A 19,008-nucleotide genomic window follows, 5' to 3' on the forward strand; every position below is an offset into this window, starting at 1 on the left:
CGTGCTCGCCCGAGGCGGCACGGATCCCGACCCGACCCTCGGCCACGTCACTTCCACGGGCGAGCAGGTGGATGCTGTCGCCTACACCGGTCGGGCGACTCTCGGCGCCCGCGTGGTGCCCGGCCTGTTCGCGCAGACGCACGCGCACCCGGAGTTCGTCGGACGCACGCTGCTCGAGGTGCTGCACCGCGGCGACGAGCGCAGGGCGGGGATGCCGCGAGAGGCCGCGAGCTCGGCCCTCGATCGCTACGGACTGGTGCGACAGGCGCAGCAGACGTTCGACTCGCTCTCCGGCGGGCAGCAGGCGCGGTTCCAGGTGCTGCTGCTGGAGCTCTCCGGCGCGACGCTGCTGCTCCTCGACGAGCCGACGGACAACCTCGATCTCGAATCGGCGGAGGCGCTGGAGGAAGCGCTCACCCGGTTCGAGGGCACGGTGCTCGCCGTGACGCACGACCGCTGGTTCGCCCGCTCTTTAGATCGATTCCTGGTCTTCGAGGCTGACGGCGACGTCTACGAGTCGGATGCCCCGGTGTGGGACGAGCAACGCGTCGCGCGGGCGCGCTGACCCGGGACCACGGCATCCGGGACTTCCCGCGGGCCGGGTAGGCTGGACGGGTGAGCATGGACATCGAACTCGGCCGAGGCAAGCGTGCGCGTCGCGCGTACACGTTCGACGACATCGCGGTGGTACCGTCGCGGCGAACCCGGAACCCGGAAGACGTCTCGACCGGCTGGTCGATCGACGCCTACCAGTTCGACACCCCGATCATCGGTGCGCCGATGGACTCGGTCGTCAGCCCCAAGACGGCGATCATGTTGGGCAAGCTCGGCGGCCTCGGCGTGCTCGACCTCGAGGGCGTCTGGACGCGCTACGAAGACCCAGAGCCGCTGCTCGCAGAGATCGCCGGTCTTCCGTCCGCCAAGGCGACAGTGCGGATGCAGCAGCTGTACTCCGAGCCGATCAAGCCCGAGCTCATCAAGGCCCGCCTCGCCGAGATCCGCGAAGCGGGCGTCACGGTCGCGGGCTCCCTCACGCCGCAGCGCACCCAGGAGCTCTACGAGACCGTGGTCGCAGCCGGCGTCGACCTGTTCGTCATCCGCGGCACGACCGTCTCGGCCGAGCACGTCTCTAGCGTCGCAGAACCGCTGAACCTGAAGAAGTTCATCTACGACCTCGACGTCCCCGTGATCGTCGGCGGCGCAGCCACCTACACGGCGGCGCTTCACCTGATGCGCACTGGCGCGGCCGGTGTGCTCGTCGGATTCGGCGGGGGAGCGGCGTCCACCACTCGTGCGGTTCTCGGCATCCACGCCCCGATGGCGACCGCCGTCTCGGACGTCGCCGCAGCCCGCCGAGACTACCTCGACGAGTCGGGCGGACGCTACGTGCACGTGATCGCAGACGGCGGCGTCGGCACGTCCGGCGACATCGTCAAGGCGCTCGCCATGGGCGCGGATGCCGTCATGCTCGGCGTCGCGCTGGCGCGGGCGACAGATGCTCCCGGCCACGGCTTCCACTGGGGCCCTGAGGCGCACCACTCGCAGCTTCCCCGCGGCCGCCGCGTCGCCGTCGAAGGCATCGCGACGCTCGAGGAGATCCTCTACGGGCCCGCGCCGGTCGCAGACGGAACAGCGAACCTCATCGGGGCTCTGCGCAAGTCGATGGCGACCACCGGATACTCCGACCTCAAGGAGTTCCAGCGCGTCGAGGTCGTGCTCGCGCCGTACCACTCTTGATCAGCACGCCGCAGATCGTGACGACTTCGCAGGAGTTCCCGCCGACTCTTCGCGAGGTCATGCTGCGTCCGCGCTGGATCGGCGTGCTGGTGCTCGCGCTCGTCGTCGCCGGTGTCTTCGCGTTCCTCGGGCAGTGGCAGTTCGAGCGTGCCATCGACACCGAGCCGCCGCCCGCCGGGATCACAGAAGAGGTGCGACCGCTCACCGATGTCGTCGAGCCAGGGCAGTATCTGCCGGAGCCTCATGTCGGCCAGCGCGTCGAGACCACCGGCACCTGGGTCGCGGGCGACTTCCTGATCGTGTCCTCCCGCTTCAACGACGGCGAGGAAGGCTATTGGGTCACAGGGCAGTTCCGAGTCGGCGAGCGCACCTCGATCGCGGTCGCGGTCGGATGGGCTGCGGATCGCGAATCGGCGGATGCCGCGGCATCCGCTCTGGAGAAGAACGCCGCCGGCACTGAGGCGACGATCAGCGGCCGCGTGATCTCCGACGAGGGGCCCAGCCTGCCGCCCGCCGACGACCCGTTCGCGATGAACAGGATGTCTCCGGCCATGCTGCTCGGCCAGTGGCACGACACGGAGCAGCTGTCGGTCTACCGTCCCTACCTGGCCTCCGTCGAAGCACCGGAAGGACTCGTCGACATCGACTCGCCCGCGCCGGACGAACTGTCGACGGTCAATTGGCTGAACATCTTCTACGCGATCGAGTGGGCAGTGTTCGCCGGCTTCGCGTTCTACATCTGGTATCGCCTGGCGAAGGACCGCTGGGAGCTGGAAGTCGAAGCGTTCGAGGATCCTGCGTCGGATTGAGCGGCAGCCGCGCCGACGGAATGACGCTCTGGTTACCGATTGGCGAATTCCATTGAGGATGTCGGCCGTGCTCCGTATGCTCCTCAACATGTGTGTGCGCTGTGAGCACCACGACGGCGGCTTCACGAGAGCTGTCGTTCGAACCGACCGAGGAGACAGCACCGATGATGTCCGCCCCTGACGACCGGAACCTCAAGGTTTCCGCGTCGCATCGCACAGGCAGGGGCCACATCGGCACCCTCGCCGCGACCTGTGTCCTCGCCCTCGGCGCCGGCGCCCTGGTCGCCACTCCCGCTTTCGCTGACACAGCAGGCACGGGGGTGGTCATCAACGAGGCGTACCTGTCCGGCGGAAGCGCCGGAGCCGCCTTCACGAACAAGTTCGTCGAGCTCTACAACCCCACCGCGGCCGACATCGCGCTCGACGGCATGTCACTGCAGTACCGTTCCGCGACGGGGACCGGGAATTTCCATGGCGTCGCTCCACTGACCGGCGTGATCCCGGCCGGCGGTCACTTCCTCGTGCAGGGCAGCAGCAACGGCACAGCCGGTGCTGCTCTGCCGGCACCGGATGCCGTCACCACACTGACCCCGAGCGGCACCAACGGCACGCTCGCGCTGGTCGAGGGCACAGCCGCGGTGAGCCTCGCGCCCGGCTCCGTTGCGGGGGCCGACGGCGTCATCGACCTTCTCGGCTACGGCACGTCGAACACGTTCGAGACCGCCGCAGCGACACCGCCCGCCGGCAACACCGACGTGAAGTCGCTGAACCGCACGGACGGCGTCGACACCGACGACAACAGCGCCGACTTCACGCTCTCCGCCGAGATCACCCCGCAGGGCTCGGGGCTCACCGAGCCGACCGACCCGACGGACCCCACCGATCCGACGGATCCCGTCGACCCGACCGCGGCGTCGATCGCCGAGGTGCAGGGCACGACCGATGTCTCGCCGCTCGACGGCCAGACCGTCACGGTCGAGGGAATCGTCACCGGCGACTACCGCTTCGGCGGTTACAAGGGCATCTCGATCCAGACCGCGGGAAGCGGTGGAGCCACAGATGCCACCCCCGGAACATCCGACGGCGTCTTCGTGTATCTCGCCGACCACGCCACCACGCTGGAGATCGGCGACGTCGTCTCGGTCACAGGCGTCGTCGCGGAGAACTACGGACAGACGCAGATCAGTCCGCAGGCGCCCGAAGACATCGCCGTCGTCACCCCCGGTTTCGGCGTTCCCGCAGTCACACCGCTGCCTGACTCTGTTGTCGGCGCAGACCGCGAGGCGTACGAGAACATGTTCGTCGCCCCTGCCGGCGAGTACCGTCTGGCATCCAGTCACCAGCTGTACAACTTCGGCACTCTGTGGCTGAACCCAGGCGACCTCAACGTCAAGAGCACGGAGACGACCCGCCCCGGTGCGGATGCCGACGCCATCGCGGCCGCGAATCGCGCCGAGCGCATCCTGCTCGACGACGGCTGGTCCATGCAGATCTCCAACGCTGCTCACACCGGTGAACAGCCCTATTTCACGACCGACACCGTCGTGCGAAACGGCGATGTGGTCGACTTTGCCCAGACCGGCTACGTGCTGCAGTACGGCTTCGAGGACTGGCGTCTGCAGCCGGTCATCGCGATCGACGACGCGAGCGACGCGGCGTACAAGGCGTCGTTCACCGCCGAGAATCCGCGCACCGATACGGCACCCGAGGTCGGCGGCGACGTGCAGGTCGGCGCGTTCAACGTCTTCAACTACTTCACGACGCTGCAGAGTGAGAACTCCGAAGCACGCGGTGCGAAGACGGCAGAGCTGTTCGCCACGCAGAAGTCGAAGATCGTCACGGCGATCAACGAGCTCGATGCGGATGTCGTCGCGCTCATGGAGATCGAGAACTCGATCCACTTCGGAAAGCCGGTTGACACGGCACTGGCCGATCTGGTCGACGGACTCAACGCGGATGCCGGCTCCGATGTGTGGGACTACGTCCCGACGCCCGAGGCGCTGCTGACGACCGACACCGACGTGATCACGAACGCGATCATCTACAAGACCGATGCCGCCACTCCCGTGGGCGACAGCGCCACAGTGGTCGACGAGACCGTGTGGGACAACGCCCGCGAGCCGATCGCGCAGACCTTCGATCTCGACGGCAGGATCGTCTCCGTCGTCGCGAACCACTTCAAGTCGAAGTCGGGCGACGGCGACGAGCCGGCTGACGGTCAGGGCCACTTCAACGCCGACCGCACCAGTCAGGCGCAGTCGCTGCTCGACTTCACTGAGACGCTGGCAGAGACCAGCGGAAGCGAAGACATCCTGCTGTTGGGCGACTTCAACGCCTACAGTCAGGAAGACCCGATCGACGTGTTCGCGCAGGCCGGCTGGACCGACCTCGTGGCCGCGGCCGATGCGGGATACACGTACACGTTCGACGGTGAACTCGGCTCGCTCGACCACGCGATCTCGTCGCCCTCTCTCACCGAGTCGGTCACCGGCACCGGTGTGTGGGGAATCAACTCCGCCGAGTGGAGCGATCGGGGATACTCGTTCGGCGCGGCCGAGGCCGGCACGCCGTTCCGCTCGAGCGACCACGATCCGGTGATCGTCGGGCTGTCCAGCGAGATCCCGCCGGTCAGCATCGACATCGTCACGATCAACGACTTCCACGGTCGGATCGAGGCAGACGGCGTCGCAGCCGGAGCTGCGGTGCTCGCGGGTGCCGTGAACTCGGTGCGCGCGGCGAACCCGAACACGATCTTCGCCGCCGCCGGCGACCTCATCGGAGCATCCACGTTCACGTCGTTCATCAACGACGACAACCCGACGATCGACGCGCTGAACGCCGCCGGTCTCGATGTGAGCGCGGCCGGAAACCACGAGTTCGATCAGGGCTGGGAAGACCTCCGCGATCGCGTGCAGGATCGTGCGGACTGGGAGTACATCTCCTCGAACGTCTTCCTCACCGAGACCGGTGAGACGGCGCTCGCCCCGGCGTGGGTCACCGAGATGGACGGCGTCGACGTCGGCTTCATCGGTGCGGTCACGGAAGAGCTCGACTCGCTCGTGTCGCCCGAGGGCATCGCCGATCTCGAGGTGCGCGGCATCGTCGACTCGGTGAACGCCGTCGCGGACAACCTCACCGACGGTGACACCGCCAATGGCGAGGCCGATGTGCTGATCCTTCTCGTGCACGAGGGCGCCACGTCCACCGACGTCGCGAGCATCACGCCCGATTCGGCACTCGGTGAGGTCGTCGCCGGCGTCGACGACAGCGTGAGCGCGATCGTCTCGGCGCACACCCATCTCCCGTACAACCACGTCATCGACGGCCGCCCGGTCATCTCGGCCGGTCAGTACGGCGAGAACTTCGGTCTGATGAACCTTAAGGTCGATCCCGACACCAAGGAGCTGCTCTCGATCACGAACGAGATCAAGCCGCTCACGAAGACCGAGAAGGACCCGGTAACCGGCAAGGACGTCATCTCCCCGCTGTACGACGCCGACGGCGAAGTGCAGGCGATCGTCGACGCGGCCAAGGCCGAGGCCGACATCCTGGGCGCTGAGCCGGTGGGTGCGATCACCGGCGATTTCAACCGTGCGCGTCAGAGCGACGGTGCGGAGAACCGCGGTGGCGAGTCGACCATCGGCAACTTCGTCGCAGACGTGCACAAGTGGGCGACCGGCGCGGACATCGCGATCATGAACCCTGGCGGAATCCGCGCGAACCTCACCTATGCGTCGTCGGGGGCATCCGACCCTGACGGCAACGTGACGTTCCGCGAAGCCGCGACGGTGCAGCCGTTCGCCAACACGCTGGTCACGCTGAACCTCACCGGCGCGCAGGTGAAGTCGGTGCTGGAGGAGCAGTGGCAGCCGGAGGAGGCGAGTCGTCCGTTCCTGAAACTCGGCCTCTCAGAGGGTCTGCAATACACGTACGACCCGACAGCGGCAGCAGGGGAGCGGATCACTTCGATCACCTTGAACGGAGAGCCGATCGATCCTGACGCGTCGTATGTCGTCGCGGCCAACTCGTTCCTCGCAGCCGGTGGAGACAACTTCGTCACCTTCGCGGAGGGCACGGGCAAGGCCGACACCGGGAAGATCGACCTGCAGTCGACTGTCGACTGGTTCGACGCCAACGGCACGGCTTCGCCCGACCTCGCCCAGCGCGCGGTCGGTGTGACGCTGAGCGACGCGGATGCCGATGGCTACAACGCCGGGGATGAGGTCAAGATCGACCTGTCGTCGCTCGCGTTCAGCGGCGGAGACGCCGCACCCGCCGAGGTCACCGTCTCGCTCGGAGAAACGGTTCTCGCCACGGGCGCGGTCGACCCGACGATCGTCGACACCACGGATGAGGCAGGGCGCGCGAGCCTGACCTTCACTGTTCCTGACGACGTGTTCGGGGAGCAACAGCTCACTGTCGCCACCGCGGACGGGACGAATGTGCAGGTGCCGTTCACGATCACCGGCGACGATGGCGACGGCGAGTTCGTCGGCACCATCGAGGTCAGGGCGAAGACGGTCAGCGCGGGCAAGAACCTCACCGTCACCGGTGCCGAGTTCGAGCCCGGTGAGACCGTGGCGATCTCGCTCGAGTCGAAGAGGGGCAAAGTCGTCGCACTCGGTACCGCCGTCGTGGATGAGAGCGGGAGCTTCACCAGCTCGCTCACGGTTCCCAAGAAGACGGATGCCGGCAAGTACACGGTCATCGTCGCTCAGGAAGACGGTGACCAGGCCACCGGTACCGTCACCGTCAACCGCGGTGGCGGGGGCGGCGTCGTCCGCGACATCCTCGACTGGGTGTGGGACCTCATCACCGGCTGGTTCTGACCCGCTGACGCACGGAGGCCGTCGGGAGTGATCCCGGCGGCCTCCGTCGTGTGCCGGATCAGGCGCCTCCTTCCCACTGGAAGCCGTCCGGGTCGGTGACCTCGCCCAGTGACCCCTGGATCGTGATGCGGTGCGATCCCGACCCCTCGGCGGGGATGTCGACGGACTTGGCGAGCGCTGCGCGCTTGTACAGCCCCAGGCCGATCGAGCTCTCTGAAGTCTTGAAGTCGACGTAGCTGCCGAAGCTCTTGCCGACGGGAATGCCCCGCTCGACGTAGAACGCCTTGCTGGCTTTGACGTCGTCGACGCCGAGCAGCAGCACGATGCTGTCGATCGTGCGGGTCGGCGGTGCGGTGTCCTTCTTAGACGAGGTGGCGATGTTCCACACTGCGCCGTCCGGCGCCTGGACCGCGCCGCCGAAGCCCCACAGCGACTTGGCTGCGGGCTTGGTCGCGGTGGCGCCGGCGACGATCGCGTCGCCGAGCAGCAGCTGCGCGTTCGCGGGTTGCGACACGATGAGCGAGAGCGTGTATCCGCGGAACCCGGAGGTCGCGGCATCCGACTGACGAAGGCGGAGCCGGTCGCCGAGCGAGAACGCTTGCGCGTAGAACACTTCGGCGGCCGACAGGTCGGCGACTTCGAGTGTGATGCTTTCGATGGTGTCCATATGCTCCACGCTACGAACGGACCGCCCGGTGCGCTTCTTGATTCCTGCTCGATGCGTGACGACCGAGCTCATGGCGAGCCCCGGGTAGACTTGACTGCATGCCAGAACCGAAAGCTGCCTCCTTCCCGAAGATCCGCGGGGCGCTGAAGTTCTATCAGATCGCATCCATCATCACGGGTGTCATGCTGCTTCTGCTGCTGGCCGAGATGATCTTGAAGTACAGCCCCACGCACGTCGAGCTGTTCGCCGGTGGCTCCGGAGGCCTCCTCTGGTTCGCGCCGGTCATCGTCGGCGAGGCATGCCAGTGGTTCTCCCTCTTCGTGCCGGGCGGAATGGGCTGCGATCTCGTCTCCGCTGGTGACGGTGCGAACCTGTCGCTGTTCATCCTCGTGGCGCACGGCTGGTTCTATGTCGTGTACCTCTTCGCGGTGTTCCGCCTGTGGAGCCTGATGCGCTGGCCGTTCAGCCGTTTCATCACGCTCGCGCTCGGTGGCGTCATCCCGGCGCTCTCGTTCATCATGGAGGCCAAGGTCTCCCGCGAGGTCAGGGCGTACCTCGCTTCACATGAGGCGGCCACAGCCGCCACGACCTCAGAAACCCAGGAGGCAGCGCGATGAGCGCCGACACCGCACAGCGTCCCGTCCTCGTCGTCGATTTCGGCGCGCAGTACGCGCAGCTCATCGCCCGCCGCGTCCGCGAGGCGGGCGTCTACAGCGAGATCGTGCCGCACACGGCGAGCGCCGCCGACATCGCCGAGAAGAATCCGGTCGCTCTCATCCTCTCCGGCGGGCCCTCGTCGGTCTACGAGGAGGGTGCGCCCGCGCTCGACGGCGACATCTTCGACCTCGGCGTCCCGACACTCGGCATCTGCTACGGATTCCAGGTCATGGCCCGCGCACTCGGTGGCGAGGTCGCCAACACCGGTCTCCGCGAGTACGGTGCGACGGATGCTGTGCTCGCAGGCTCCGGCGGCGTACTGCTCGGCGGACAGCCGGACACCCAGAACGTGTGGATGAGCCATGGCGATCAGGTCGCCCGCGCGCCGGAGGGCTTCGAGGTCCTCGCCTCCACCGCTGACACACCCGTCGCGGCCTTCGGGAGTGCCGAGAAGCGCTTCTACGGCGTGCAGTGGCATCCGGAGGTCAAGCACTCCGATCACGGCCAGGAGGTCATCGAGAACTTCCTGCACAAGGCTGCGGGCCTGGCATCCGACTGGAACAGCGGCAACGTCATCGAAGAGCAGGTCGCCCGCATCCGCGAGCAGGTCGGCTCCGCCCGGGTCATCTCCGCACTCTCCGGCGGTGTCGACTCTGCGGTGTCGACGGCCCTCGTGCACAAGGCGATCGGCGACCAGCTCACCGCGGTGTTCGTCGATCACGGACTGCTCCGCAAGGGGGAGCGAGAGCAGGTCGAGCAGGACTACGTCGCCTCGACCGGAGTGCGTCTCATCACGGTGGATGCAGCCGACACGTTCCTCGGCCATCTGAAGGGTGTCAGCGATCCAGAGCAGAAGCGCAAGATCATCGGGCGCGAGTTCATCCGCGCGTTCGAGAAGGTGCAGCTCGACCTGGTCACCGAGGCCAAGGCCGAGGGCGAGCCGATCAAGTTCCTCGTGCAGGGCACGCTCTACCCCGACGTGGTCGAGTCGGGCGGCGGCACCGGCACGGCGAACATCAAATCGCATCACAACGTCGGTGGGCTCCCAGAAGACCTCGACTTCGAGCTCATCGAGCCGCTGCGCACGCTGTTCAAGGACGAGGTGCGCCAGATCGGCCGTGACCTCGGCCTCCCGGAGGCGATCGTCGGACGGCAGCCGTTTCCGGGGCCAGGCCTCGGCATCCGCATCGTGGGTGAGGTCACCGCTGACCGCCTCGAGATTCTGCGCGAGGCCGACGCCATCGCCCGCGAAGAGCTGACCAAAGCCGGCCTCGACAACGAGATCTGGCAGTGCCCCGTGGTGCTGCTCGCCGACGTGCGCTCGGTGGGCGTGCAGGGTGACGGCCGCACCTACGGTCACCCGATCGTGCTGCGCCCGGTCTCCAGCGAAGACGCCATGACGGCCGACTGGACCCGCCTTCCCTACGATGTGCTGTCCAAGATCTCGAACCGGATCACCAACAGCGTGCGCGATGTGAACCGCGTGGTACTCGACGTCACGTCCAAGCCGCCGGGGACGATCGAGTGGGAGTGATGTGGACGGGGTCGCGCTAGATTCCGTGCTGCCGGGGGCGGAGTACCTCGTGCTCTCCAGCCGGCTGGTCCCCGACCTCGACGGGGGCTATACGATCGCGACGCTTTCGCGCGCGCGGCAGCTCGCCGCAGCCGGCGTCGCCGACGGTGCCGGCCCGCTGCTGCTCACCTTCGACCCGGCGGATGCCGCATCCCACGCCGCACAGCGGGCGACGTTCGCGCGACGCGGGGCGATCGCGGATCCGGCGCGCATGCGCAACCTGTTCGATGAGGCGGTGGGTGCCGCGGGCGGTGCCGCCGCGTGGCTGCGCGATACCGCATCCGCAGACCTGACGATGCGCGCGCCCGACCGTGAGTATCGCGTGCTGCGAGATGCGGAGGATAGGCCGTTCGTGGCGCTGCCGGTGATACCGGGCGATCCCGACTGGCACCTCACTGAAGAACCGGTGCTCATCTACGACGAGACCGCACGGGTGATCGGCGGGGTGGCCGGATTCCGCGGCCTGTACAACGCGTGGCTGCACGAGGTCACGGCGGCGTTCGGTCACACACCGATCGTGGTCATCTGCGAATCGCGACAGCTGGGGGAGCTGATCGCCGACTGGGACGACCCCCGCGTGCGCATCATCCACACGATCCACACCATGCATCTGGAGCCCCCCTACACTCCGGATGCCGCCATGAATGCCCTGTGGACGCGCTGGTTCGCGCTTGCGGATCGCTTCGACGCCGTGGCGTGGCCGACCAGGACCCAGCGGGATGACGTCGCCCGGCGGTTCGGCGAACGGATCCGCAACGTCGTGATCCCCAACGCGGCGCCCGTTCCCGGAGCAAGGTCGGTCGAGCGTGAGCCTGGGCTCGTCGTGGTGCTCGGACGCCTGGCGCCTGGTAAACGCGTCGACCATTCGATCCGCGCATTCCTCGCAGCGGACGTCACCGGATCCCGTATGGAGATCTGGGGTGGGGGAGCGGAGCACGACGCGCTGCAGATGCTGATCGACGAACTCGGCGCCGGTTCGCGCGTCATGCTCGCCGGCCATACGGATGCGCCGGGGCGAGTGCTCGACCGTGCGTCCGTCGTGGTCACGTCCACGGCGTTCGAGGGGCAGGGGCTGTCGATCCTCGAGGCGCTGCTGCACGATGTGCCGGTGGTCGCGTACGACGTGCGTTACGGGCCGGGCGACCTGTTGGGCGCCGGCGGCGGAATCCTCGTGCCCGATGGCGATGAGGCCGCGCTCGCCGAAGCGGTGCGTGCGGTCCTGACCGACCGTGAGCTGTATGACCGTCTGGTCGCCGAGGCGCCGGTCGCGGCATCCGCATGGAGTGCGGAGCGCGCGACCGAGGCGTTCGCGGCCACCGTGCGCGAGGTCCTCGCCGCACCACCTCGCCGCTGATTCAGAACTTTTCTCCGCAGATGTCGATCTGAGTCTTTCCCGTTCGACGTCTTAGTGAGAGGGTCGAAAACGATCCCCCGAACCAAGGAGAAGAACATGAAGTTCATGCTGATCATGCGTGCGGATGACTCGGGTATCGATGCATACAAGGAGATCCCGTTCGAGCAGATCATCGAGGCGATGGGCAAGTACAACGAGTCGATGATGAAGGCAGGAGTGCTGCTCGCGGGCGAGGGCCTCACCGACGCTGCAGAAGGCTTCGTCGTCGACTTCTCGGCAGAGGCGCCGCTCGTCACAGACGGCCCTTACGGCGAGACGAAGGAGCTCTTCAACGGGTTCTGGATCATCGAGGTCTCGACACGCGAGGAAGCAGCGGAGTGGGCGAAGCGCGCACCGCTCGGACCGGGCGCTTTCCTCGAAGTGCGTCGCGTCACCGAGATGGAGGACTTTCCGGCCGACAACGAGTGGATACAGAAGGAAGAGGGCTGGCGCGAAGAGCAGGCGCAGCGCGCTCAGCAGTGAGACCGCATGGCAGTGACATGACCGGTCCCGACCCGCATGACGTCACGGAGCGCTCCACCAGCAGTGTGGAGCGCTCCGTCGCCGCGGTCTGGCGCATCGAATCGGCGAAGATCGTCGCGACGCTCACCCGCATGGTCGGTGACTTCGGGCAGGCCGAAGACCTCGCCCAGGAAGCGCTCATAGATGCGCTGAAGCAGTGGCCGACGGAGGGCGTGCCGCGCAACCCTGCGGCCTGGCTCACTGCGGTCGCGAAACGCAAGGCGATAGATGGCTGGCGCCGGCAGGAGCGTCTCGATGATCGGCTGGCCGTGATCGCGCATGACCTCGAGCGCGAACTTGCGGAGGATGCGGACGCCGACCCCTGGGATCCCGATATGATCGATGACGACGTGCTGCGGCTGGTGTTCGTGTCGTGCCACCCGGTCCTTTCCCGCGAGGCGCGGGTCGCATTGACCCTGCGCGTGGTCGCAGGTCTCAGCAGCGAGCAGATCGCACGGGCGTTCCTGGTGCCCGTCGCCACGATTCAACAGCGCATCGTGCGCGCGAAGAAGACGCTGGCCGCCGCGAATGTGCCCTTCGAGGTGCCGCCGCGCGAGGAGTACGCGGAGCGGTTGAGTGCGATCTTCGGCGTGCTCTATCTGATCTTCAACGAAGCTCACGCCGCCAGCAGCGGCTCGGACTGGATGCGTCCAGAACTCGGTGACGAGGCCGTCCGCCTCACCCGCGTGCTCACGGCTCTCGTCCCGACAGAGCGCGACGCACACAGCCTGCTCGCTTTGATGGAGCTCACCGCCGCACGTTTTCCTGCTCGGGTGGACGCGAACGGTGATCCTGTGCTGCTCGCCGATCAGGATCGGTCACGGTGGGATCGAGGGCGCATCTCCCGCGGCCGTGCCGCGCTGGCCGCGGCCGACGGCCTCGGCGGGGGCCGCACGGCGTACGGGCTGCAGGCGGCGATCGCCGAATGCCACGCGGTCGCCGCATCGGTGGAGGACACCGACTGGGACCGCATCGTGGTGCTCTACGAGGCGCTGGGGCGCATCGCGCCCTCGCCTGTCATCGATTTGAACAGGGCTGCGGCCGTCGCGATGGCCACTGGCCCGGCATCCGCTCTGCACATCATCGACCAGCTCGCGGCGTCCGATGCGCTGAGGGGATATCACCTGCTGCCCGCGACGCGTGGCGAGATGTTGCTTCGCCTCGGACGTAGAGAAGAGGCCCGTTCCGAGTTCGCCACGGCCGCGAGACTCGCGGGCAACGAACGGGAACGGGCCCTTCTGGAGGCGAAAGCCTCCGAGTAGTCAGATCTAGTCGCGGACCCTGTCGCCGCGGCCCACGATCAGACCATAGATCAGCAACACGATGATCGCGCCGCCGATCGCGAGAGCCCACGTGGACAGGCTCCAGAACTCGTTGAGGCCGACGCCGAAGAGCATTCCGCCGATCCAGCCGCCGAGCATGGCTCCGACGACACCGAGGAGGAGCGTGACGAGCCATCCGCCACCCTGCTTACCCGGCAGGATCAGTTTCGCGATCGCTCCGGCGATCAATCCGAGGATAAGAAATGCGAGGAAACCCATGAGACAATCCCCTTTCTGCTGCGGTGAAGTAACTATGCTCCTGACTCCGCATAAAAACCACCCCCTTGCGCGCGTGTCGTGAATATGGGAAAGGCCCCATCTCCGAAGAGATGGGGCCTTTCTGCATATATCGCAGCGGTCAATTACTGCCGCGGGCGATGGCGATGATGCGCAGGATCTCGACGTAGAGCCAGACGACCGTGACCATGATGCCGAAGCCGCCGACCCAGCCGTAAACGCGGGGTGCGCCGTTGCGCACGCCCTGCTGGATCTGATCGAAATCGAGCACCAGCGAATAGGCCGCCATGAATACGACGAGCACTCCGATGATGAGGCCGAGCGGAATACCCATGATCTCGACGCTGCGCAGTCCGAATGCATTCTGGTTCACGCCGGTCCACATGAGGACGAGGTTCAGCAGCGAGAAGGCGAGGTAGCCGACCATGGCGATCATGAAGATCTTGGTCATCTTCTTGGACGCGCGGATCTTGCCGCTCGCGAAGAGCGCCAGGGTCACACCGACGACGGCGACGGTCGCGAGAGTGGCCTGCACGACGATGCCGGGGTAGAGGAGTTCGAAGAAGGCCGAGATGCCACCGACGAAAACACCCTCGAATGCCGCATAGGCGAAGATCAGCGCGGGGCGCACCTTCTTACGGGAGGTGAAGGTGATGATCATGGCGAGAACGAAGCCGCCGAGACCACCGACGATCATCGGAAGCATCGATACGCCGGCCCTCGGGTCGACGCTGACGCCGCCCAGTGTCCACACCCAGCCGACGACCGCTGTGACCAGCAGAATCGCGAAGAGACCCGCGGTCTTCCAGACGGTGTCCTCGACGCTCATGCGGTCGGTCTCGATGGCGCCTGCCGGCGGTGCGGCGTACATTCCTTCGAGCTGTGCGTTGGCGGCAGCATCCATGCCCGCGTGTGCCAGCGATGCAGTCTGCGCGCCCTGGGCGCCAGCCGCGCCGGGATAGGTCGCGACGTTCCGCGGATCCTGCTTCTGGAACGCCGGGTTGTTGAATGCGAAATTGCTCATGGTGGGCCTCACTCCGAGTGGGTCTTAAGGTCGCTTTCCTCAACGATACCCGGGCTTTGTGATGTATGGGGTGTTCTACGCTGAGAGCATGCCCAGGAGGTCACCGCTCGTCATCGGCCATCGTGGAGCACCCGGTTACCGGCCGGAGCACAGTCGGTCCTCGTATGAACTCGCCCTCGCGATGGGTGTGGACGCGGTCGAACCCGACATCGTGGCCACGAAGGACGGCATGCTGGTCGTGCGTCACGAGAACGAGATCTCCGGCACCACGGATGTGGCAGATCATCCGGAGTTCGCCGATCGCAAGACGACCAAGCGCGTCGACGGGCAGGCGCTGACGGGGTGGTTCACCGAAGACTTCACCTGGGACGAGATCGCCACCCTGCGCACGACGGAGCGAATTCCGGCAGTGCGTGCAGCGAGCGCGACCTTCAACGGCGGGCAGGGTGTGCTGCGGTTGACGGATGTGCTCGACATCGTGCGCGACGCCTCTGCCGAGCACGGCCGCGAGATCGGGGTCGTGCTCGAGATCAAGCATGCCACCTATTTCGCCGGCATCGGGTTGGATCTGGTGCCCATGATCGTCCGCGACCTTCAGGCGGCAGGTTGGGCCGAAGGAGAGCTTCCCCTGATCATCGAGGCTTTCGAGCCCACAGTCCTCGCGCAGCTGCGCGACAGGGACATACCCGCGTCCTACATCTATCTCATCGAGGCATCCGGTCGTCCGTACGATCAGCTCGTTGCGCACGGCAAGGCCGCCGCCACGTACAAGGCGACGGTCACGCCGCAGGGACTGGACGCACTGGTCGGAGAGGTCGACGGCATCAGCGTCAACAAGCGGATGCTGTTGGCCAAGGGCAACACGATCGTCGCCGATGCGCACGCAAGGGGCCTGAAGGTGTTCACCTGGACGGCGCGACCTGAGAACTCCTTCCTCGCTGCAGAGTTCCGCGGTGACGGCGGCAAGTCGGCATTCGGCGACTACGAGTCGGAGTGGACGGTCTTGGCGGACTCCGGCATCGATGGGGTGTTCGTGGACCATCCCGATCTCGGAGTCGCATTCTTCCGCAGCTGAACACGCGTGCACGCTCGGATACGAGCGCTTGTCGGCCATGGCCCGTTCACGCGGGGTACACCTTCCCGACTCAGAAATTTAAGCGCGACTCGATGGTCTGGACGCATCCCGTCCCTCTTCTGACCCTGGAGTCACATGTCTCGCCTGCAACGCGGGTTCGCGACGACGGCAGTGTGCGCGATGAGCGCCACCCTGCTGCTCGCCGTCCCCACCTCTGCCCTCGGCGCCACTGCTGTTGATGCCGAGGCGCCACTCGGCGTACGGATCAACGAAGTCGTGTCCAACAGCGGCAGCCCCGACGATTGGATCGAGTTCTACAACCACTCCGACGCTGACGTCGACCTGAGCGGGTACATCGTCCAGGACAACAGCGAGAAGAACCCGTATACGTTCCCCGAGGGGACGATCGTGACGCCTGGCGAGTATCTCGTCATCGACACGCTGTCCGATTCCGGAGAGGGCGACTTCGACTTCGGGCTCGGCAAGGGCGACAGCGTGCGCGTGTTCGCACCTGGCGACGCCAATGGCGCTGAGCCTCTGCTGCAGACGACCTGGCCCGAAGGCACGCATGCTGTGCCGAGCTGGGGCGCGCAGGATGTGAACGGCGAGCTGGTCTGGGGCATCACGGCCGCCTCGACGAAGGGCACGGAGAACACCTTCGAGGTGGTTCCTGAAGAACCCGAGGAGCCGGAGGAGCCGGTCGCCGGTTCGGTCTTCATAAACGAGGTCGACTCGCAGCCCGCTGACTGGGTGGAGTTCTACAATCCGGGCGAGACGGCATTCGACGTGTCGGAATACGAGATCCGCGACAACTCCGATGACCACCGCTGGCAGTTCGCGCCCGGCACCTCGATTCCCGCAGGCGGGTTCCTGGTCGTCGAGGAGGGCACGATCGGCATCGTCGACGGCGTCGAGACGGCATTCCGCGACCCGATCGGCATCGGCTCGGCCGACCGCATCCGGCTGTTCGACACATCCGGTGCACTCATCGACGACACCCAGCCGTGGGAGGGGCACGCCGCGATCGACGGCGACTTCGCCGCGGCGACGCTCGCCCGCTGCATCGACGGCGAGGGTGCCTTCGCGCTCGCGACGCCGACATCCGGAGCGTCCAACGCCTGCGCGCTCCCTGCAGTCGTGATCAATGAGATCGAGTCGAACGGCGACGCCACCGACTGGGTCGAGGTGTACAACGCGGGTACGGCTGCCGTCGACATCTCCGGCTGGACCGTGATGGACGACAAGCCGGCCGGTCACGAGGCCGAGACCACGCCGCTGCCTGCAGGCACGCTGCTCGCGGCAGGCGGATACTTCGTGTTCGACCAGCCGACGAACTTCGTGTTCGGCCTCGGTGGCGGTGACACCGTCACGGTGCGCGATGCGAACGGCACGACCGTCGACGAGCACGTCTACGCGGACCATGCGAACGGCGTCTGGGCGCGCTGCGGCGGCGAGTTCGTGGATGTCCCCGTCTCGACCAAAGCCGTGGTGAACGACTGCGAAGGCGGCGGTGACGGCGGCGGTGAGATCGACCTCGCCACGTGGCCCGGATCCGCAGACGTGCGGGTGTTGGACACCGCGCCGATGTTCCTCGAGGACGGCTCGGGTCTCGACATCCAGGAGACCGCGGACGGCACCTTCCTCTGGGCGGTGGACAACGGCGAGGGACGCATCTGGAAGCTGAAGGCCGCAGCCGACGGTTCGGTCTCGATGGTCGACGGCTGGGCAGCGGGCAAGCGCGTGCGCTTCCAGAAAGACGCCGAGAACCCCGGCGCCGCAGGTCCCGACACCGAGGGGATCACGACCGACGCCGACGGCCTTGTCTATGTCGCATCCGAGCGCGACAACAGTGCCAAGGGCGTCAACGAGAACAAGATCCTGCAGGTCGACCCGAACGGTCCGGGCCCCGATCTCGTGGCACTGACCGAATGGGATCTCACCGCTCTGTTGCCCGCCGTCGGTGCGAACCTCGGCATCGAGGCGGTCGAGTGGGTGCCGGATGCCGCGCTCACTGGCAAGCTCTTCGATGACGAGGCCCAGGCGGCTTACGACCCGGCTGAGTACGCCGGCAAGAACGCGGGCCTCTTCTTCGTCGCGGTCGAGGACAACGGCGGCGTGTACGCGTTCGCGCTGAGCGCCGACGGCTCGGCGCAGCTCGTCTCGACGATCGACCCGGGTCTTGCAGGCGTCATGGCGCTCGACTACGACTCGGTGCTCGGCGTGATGTGGGCTGTGTGCGATGACGGATGCCACGGGGCGTCGGCGCAGATCACGCTCAACGGCACGGCAGAGCCCGGCATCGCTCACTTCGCGCGCGCAGCGGGCCTGCCCGACATCAACAACGAGGGCTTCGCGACGGCGCCGGCCTCGCTCGCCTCGAACGGTCAGCGTCCGGTGTGGTGGTTCGCCGATGGCTTCGCCTCCGAGGCGCTGCGCACCGGCACTCTGCCGGCTGCAGCCGGTGGTGGCGAGGGGCCGGGCGAAGGACCGGGTGAGGGTTCGGGAGAGGGCACCGGCGGTTCCGGTGACGGTGAAGGCCGACCGGGCGCAACGGAAGAGGCCGCCGGTGGCGCTGGGCTCGCGACCACGGGCGCGGAACTCCCGGTGGGCGCCCTCGTGCTCGCGTTGGGACTCTTGATTGCGGGAGCAGTGTCCGCAGCCGTGCGACGGCGGCGTCACGCGGCCTGAATGCCGAAGGCGCGTGGAGCAGGACGCTCCACGCGCCTTCGGTATCCGCTCCGACTGGTCAGCGCTTCGAGTCGAACGGGCCTCTGCGGGTCGAGACGATCTCCTTGCCGAGCGGCATGAGTGAGATCGGCACCATCTTGAAGTCGGCGATGCCCATCGGGATGCCGATGATCGTGATGCACAACGCGATGCCCGAGACGATGTGAGCGATCGCGAGCCACCAGCCCGCGAGCACGACCCAGATCACGTTGCCGAGGAAGGCGCCGATGCCGCTCTTGGGCTTCTCGACGATCTGGCGACCGAACGGCCAGAGAGCGTAGCCGGCGATGCGGAACGAGGCGATGCCCCAGGGGATCGTGACGATCAGGATGCACAGGATGATGCCCGCGAGCATGTAGCCCAGGAACAGCCAGAATCCCGACAAGACCAGCCAGATGACGTTGAGGATCGTGCGCATGAGGCCGATTGTGGCAGT

General features: G+C 66.8%; 14 protein-coding genes and 1 pseudogene. 11 read left to right on the forward strand and 4 right to left on the reverse strand.

Annotated elements, in window-relative coordinates; translation table 11 throughout:
* Nucleotide 1: 1 nt before the first annotated feature.
* From HDC95_RS00405 to HDC95_RS00420, 4 genes and pseudogenes are all read left to right on the forward strand, one after another.
* Nucleotides 2-565 (forward strand): annotated as a pseudogene (locus HDC95_RS00405) (ATP-binding cassette domain-containing protein); the annotation flags it as partial.
* 56 nt (nt 566-621) lie between these two features.
* Nucleotides 622-1,737 carry a GuaB3 family IMP dehydrogenase-related protein gene (locus HDC95_RS00410; protein ID WP_259062170.1) on the forward strand — a complete coding sequence of 372 codons (1,116 nt, stop codon included), beginning with the start codon at nt 622-624 and terminating at the stop codon, nt 1,735-1,737.
* A gap of 59 nt (nt 1,738-1,796) precedes the next feature.
* Entirely contained in the window at nt 1,797-2,546 is a 750-nt protein-coding gene (locus HDC95_RS00415; RefSeq protein WP_259062171.1) for an SURF1 family protein, read from the forward strand.
* A gap of 101 nt (nt 2,547-2,647) precedes the next feature.
* On the forward strand, nt 2,648-7,375 hold the full coding sequence (locus HDC95_RS00420; RefSeq protein WP_259061217.1) for an ExeM/NucH family extracellular endonuclease: 4,728 nt from the start codon (nt 2,648-2,650) through the stop codon (nt 7,373-7,375).
* Nucleotides 7,376-7,433: 58 nt separating this feature from the next.
* Here the strand turns inward: HDC95_RS00420 and HDC95_RS00425 are convergent, their stop codons facing one another.
* Nucleotides 7,434-8,042 carry a glyoxalase gene (locus tag HDC95_RS00425; protein ID WP_259061218.1) on the reverse strand — a complete coding sequence of 203 codons (609 nt, stop codon included), beginning with the start codon at nt 8,040-8,042 and terminating at the stop codon, nt 7,434-7,436.
* Between the two features lie 98 nt (nt 8,043-8,140).
* On the opposite strand from HDC95_RS00425, the gene HDC95_RS00430 reads away from it, so the two are divergent.
* The 5 genes from HDC95_RS00430 (at nt 8,141) to HDC95_RS00450 (ending at nt 13,449) form a co-directional block, all read left to right on the forward strand.
* Nucleotides 8,141-8,659 (forward strand): DUF3817 domain-containing protein, encoded by a 519-nt coding sequence (locus HDC95_RS00430; protein WP_259061219.1) that lies wholly within the window; start codon nt 8,141-8,143, stop codon nt 8,657-8,659.
* Nucleotides 8,656-10,233, forward strand: coding sequence for a glutamine-hydrolyzing GMP synthase (gene guaA, locus HDC95_RS00435; protein ID WP_259061220.1), 1,578 nt, complete (start codon nt 8,656-8,658; stop codon nt 10,231-10,233). The genes HDC95_RS00430 and guaA overlap by 4 nt, the downstream gene beginning before the upstream one ends.
* Before the next feature lies 1 nt (nt 10,234).
* Nucleotides 10,235-11,626 (forward strand): glycosyltransferase, encoded by a 1,392-nt coding sequence (locus HDC95_RS00440; protein WP_259061221.1) that lies wholly within the window; start codon nt 10,235-10,237, stop codon nt 11,624-11,626.
* 96 nt (nt 11,627-11,722) lie between these two features.
* Nucleotides 11,723-12,148, forward strand: a complete 426-nt coding sequence (locus HDC95_RS00445) for a YciI family protein (protein ID WP_259061222.1) — start codon at nt 11,723-11,725, stop codon at nt 12,146-12,148.
* A 17-nt stretch (nt 12,149-12,165) separates the two neighbouring features.
* Nucleotides 12,166-13,449 carry an RNA polymerase sigma factor gene (locus HDC95_RS00450; RefSeq protein ID WP_259061223.1) on the forward strand — a complete coding sequence of 428 codons (1,284 nt, stop codon included), beginning with the start codon at nt 12,166-12,168 and terminating at the stop codon, nt 13,447-13,449.
* A 6-nt stretch (nt 13,450-13,455) separates the two neighbouring features.
* Here the strand turns inward: HDC95_RS00450 and HDC95_RS00455 are convergent, their stop codons facing one another.
* Together HDC95_RS00455 and HDC95_RS00460 are read right to left on the reverse strand one after the other, a co-directional pair.
* Complete coding sequence (locus HDC95_RS00455; RefSeq protein WP_259061224.1) at nt 13,456-13,728, reverse strand: GlsB/YeaQ/YmgE family stress response membrane protein; 273 nt, start codon at nt 13,726-13,728, stop codon at nt 13,456-13,458.
* Between the two features lie 139 nt (nt 13,729-13,867).
* Nucleotides 13,868-14,770, reverse strand: a complete 903-nt coding sequence (locus HDC95_RS00460; protein ID WP_259061225.1) for a Bax inhibitor-1/YccA family protein — start codon at nt 14,768-14,770, stop codon at nt 13,868-13,870.
* 88 nt (nt 14,771-14,858) lie between these two features.
* Between HDC95_RS00460 and HDC95_RS00465 the strand changes: the two genes are divergently transcribed.
* Both HDC95_RS00465 and HDC95_RS00470 read left to right on the forward strand, forming a co-directional pair.
* Nucleotides 14,859-15,845, forward strand: coding sequence for a glycerophosphodiester phosphodiesterase family protein (locus HDC95_RS00465; protein ID WP_259061226.1), 987 nt, complete (start codon nt 14,859-14,861; stop codon nt 15,843-15,845).
* 135 nt (nt 15,846-15,980) lie between these two features.
* Nucleotides 15,981-18,533: a lamin tail domain-containing protein gene (locus HDC95_RS00470; protein WP_259061227.1), complete on the forward strand. Its 2,553-nt coding sequence runs from the start codon at nt 15,981-15,983 to the stop codon at nt 18,531-18,533.
* A gap of 58 nt (nt 18,534-18,591) precedes the next feature.
* Here HDC95_RS00470 and HDC95_RS00475 read toward each other — a convergent pair whose 3' ends face one another.
* Nucleotides 18,592-18,990, reverse strand: a complete 399-nt coding sequence (locus HDC95_RS00475) for a YccF domain-containing protein (RefSeq protein ID WP_259061228.1) — start codon at nt 18,988-18,990, stop codon at nt 18,592-18,594.
* Between the last annotated feature and the right edge of the window lie 18 nt (nt 18,991-19,008).

It is taken from the genome of Microbacterium sp. AK031, assembly GCF_024807145.1.
GTDB lineage: Bacteria > Actinomycetota > Actinomycetes > Actinomycetales > Microbacteriaceae > Microbacterium.

Bases quoted from the DNA above. Each gene is read 5' to 3' on its own strand.
- HDC95_RS00415 (WP_259062171.1), top strand. From the start codon at position 1,797: ATGCTGCGTCCGCGCTGGATCGGCGTGCTGGTGCTCGCGCTCGTCGTC.
- HDC95_RS00450 (WP_259061223.1), top strand. From the start codon at position 12,166: ATGACCGGTCCCGACCCGCATGACGTCACGGAGCGCTCCACCAGCAGT.
- HDC95_RS00475 (WP_259061228.1), bottom strand. From the start codon at position 18,990: ATGCGCACGATCCTCAACGTCATCTGGCTGGTCTTGTCGGGATTCTGG.
- HDC95_RS00425 (WP_259061218.1), bottom strand. From the start codon at position 8,042: ATGGACACCATCGAAAGCATCACACTCGAAGTCGCCGACCTGTCGGCC.
- HDC95_RS00465 (WP_259061226.1), top strand. From the start codon at position 14,859: ATGCCCAGGAGGTCACCGCTCGTCATCGGCCATCGTGGAGCACCCGGT.
- HDC95_RS00410 (WP_259062170.1), top strand. From the start codon at position 622: ATGGACATCGAACTCGGCCGAGGCAAGCGTGCGCGTCGCGCGTACACG.
- guaA (WP_259061220.1), top strand. From the start codon at position 8,656: ATGAGCGCCGACACCGCACAGCGTCCCGTCCTCGTCGTCGATTTCGGC.
- HDC95_RS00470 (WP_259061227.1), top strand. From the start codon at position 15,981: ATGTCTCGCCTGCAACGCGGGTTCGCGACGACGGCAGTGTGCGCGATG.
- HDC95_RS00455 (WP_259061224.1), bottom strand. From the start codon at position 13,728: ATGGGTTTCCTCGCATTTCTTATCCTCGGATTGATCGCCGGAGCGATC.
- HDC95_RS00460 (WP_259061225.1), bottom strand. From the start codon at position 14,770: ATGAGCAATTTCGCATTCAACAACCCGGCGTTCCAGAAGCAGGATCCG.
- HDC95_RS00430 (WP_259061219.1), top strand. From the start codon at position 8,141: ATGCCAGAACCGAAAGCTGCCTCCTTCCCGAAGATCCGCGGGGCGCTG.
- HDC95_RS00445 (WP_259061222.1), top strand. From the start codon at position 11,723: ATGAAGTTCATGCTGATCATGCGTGCGGATGACTCGGGTATCGATGCA.